General features: G+C 46.5%; 2 protein-coding genes. Both read left to right on the top strand.

From position 1 onward, the window contains the following. Positions 1–73 precede the first annotated feature (73 nt). Positions 74–403: a transposase gene (locus tag J2T16_RS28720; protein ID WP_221791733.1), complete on the top strand. Its 330-nt coding sequence runs from the start codon at positions 74–76 to the stop codon at positions 401–403. 5 nt (positions 404–408) lie between these two features. Further along, the gene (locus J2T16_RS28725; RefSeq protein WP_336122791.1) at positions 409–1314 is read left to right on the top strand and encodes an IS3 family transposase; all 906 of its coding nucleotides are present in this window, start codon (positions 409–411) and stop codon (positions 1312–1314) included. Positions 1315–1367: the final 53 nt, after the last annotated feature.

Here is a 1367-nt window from a genome sequence, read left to right on the forward strand (position 1 = left end):
CTTTAAAGCCCCCTAATCCAATTGGACACTCGAAGCTACCTCAGATACACTAAATGAAATGAGGAGAGTGTTCATGAAAAGACGATTTAGATGCCCGGTTGAGGCGAAAAAGGAGTATGTCGTAGAGGTGCTTTCTGGCCTCCGGACAGAGGTCGTGGCACGAAAGTACGGCATGTCTCCTAAAACGCTGACGACTTGGGTTCGTCAATATGAAGATGAGGTGGGGGAACTGGTGGCTAAAAAACAAAAAGAAACGCAACAAATACAGCAAGATGCAGCCAACTATCAAGAATTACAAGAGAAATACGATGAAGCTTTGAAACTTCTCGGCGCAAAAGAATTAGAGAACCAGATTCTCAAGGATCTCGTTAAAAAAAAGTACCCCGACTACAAACCGCGATAGGTTGGATTGAGCGAGGATATCCTGTCCGTACGGTGCTTCGGATCTGCGATGTCCCTCGCTCAACATACTATTATCACTTGAAACACCCTGAACGCCAGCAACCCATAAGTAGCGGACGAAAAATCCCTGGATACTCTTACAACCAGCAGGGGAAGCGTATCTCGGACACTCGGATTTTCGGGTTTCTTCGTCGTTTGATCCAAGGGCCGGATGCGGCGTTTGGCTACCGAAAACTAACCGTGTTGTTGCGCCGGAAATACAACTTGGTGATTAACAAAAAGAAGGTATATCGGCTCTGTAAGTCTCTCTGTATCCTTCTCCCTCAGCGCGAACGAACGCATACTGTACCGAGAAAAGTAGCTAATAACCGAACGGTAGATGGGCCTAACCAATTGTGGCAGATGGATATCAAGTACGGTTATGTTGCAGGGAAACGCCGGCACTTTTTCCTCGCAAGTATTATTGATGTTTTTGATCGCCGAATCGTCGCTCACCATCGAGGTAAAGCCTGCGACACGCAGAGCATCTTGAATACGCTCCGGCAGGCTATGGTAACACGACGTATCCCTAAAACCGAGCCAAAGCTCGTGATTCGTACCGATAACGGCCCTCAGTTTATAAGCAAAGCGTTTTATAACTTCTGTGAAGAAGCAGGTTTAGAGCATGAGCGGACACCCGTTCGAACACCGAATAAAAATGCTTTTATTGAATCGTTTCATAGTGTTCTGGAACGTGAGTGTTACCAGCGACATTGTTTCGAAAGCTACGAAGAAGCCTTTTCCGAGGTAGATCGATACATCCGTTATTACAACAAAGACCGTATTCACGGCAGTCTACACGACTGGTCGCCGACAGATTACCTGCGCCTGGTCAACGAAGGAACCATAGAACCCAAATCCATTGCGTTATGATGCGTCAATCTGAGAAAAAGCTAGCTAGTGTCCAATATTAAGGGGTTGAACCG

The sequence above is a fragment of the Paenibacillus intestini genome (assembly GCF_030803945.1).
GTDB classification, from domain to species: domain Bacteria; phylum Bacillota; class Bacilli; order Paenibacillales; family Paenibacillaceae; genus Paenibacillus; species Paenibacillus polysaccharolyticus.